The following is a 534-nucleotide window of genomic DNA, read 5'->3' on the forward strand; positions in this document are numbered from 1 at the left end:
CTACGTCTACAAAGTGTCAATATAATATACCAGCTTCATAACCTGCATGGTGATGATCCGTGGAATGATACGCATATATTCTTCATAATCCTACGGATAAAAATATTGTACCAATTATAACGTGTAATCCGTGGAAACCTGTTCCAAAAAAGAAACATGTTCCAAATGCACCGTCGCTTATAGTAAAAGAAGATACACTATATTCTATACCTTGAAATATAGTAAATATTATAGCTAATATTACTGTAAATAGAGTACCATATAAACTTCCTTTTCTATTACCTTGAATTAAAGAATGATGTCCATAAGTAACTGTTGCACCACTAGATAATAATATAACTGTATTAAGTAAAGGTAATTCAAAAGGATTTATAGGTTCTATCCCCATAGGAGGTCATTGAGCTCCTAGTTCTACAGTAGGTGTTAATGCACTATGAAAAAATGCTCAAAAAATAGCCATAAAAAATAACGCTTCAGATACTATAAATAATATTACTCCTAGATTTATACCTTTTTGTACAGCTAAAGTGTGAT

General features: G+C 31.1%; 1 pseudogene. It reads right to left on the reverse strand.

What is annotated here, in order from left to right:
• Positions 1-82: 82 nt before the first annotated feature.
• Positions 83-534: pseudogene (locus tag ACYVI6_RS18855) on the reverse strand (cytochrome c oxidase subunit 3); the annotation flags it as partial.

It is taken from the genome of Angustibacter aerolatus (genome assembly GCF_054776675.1).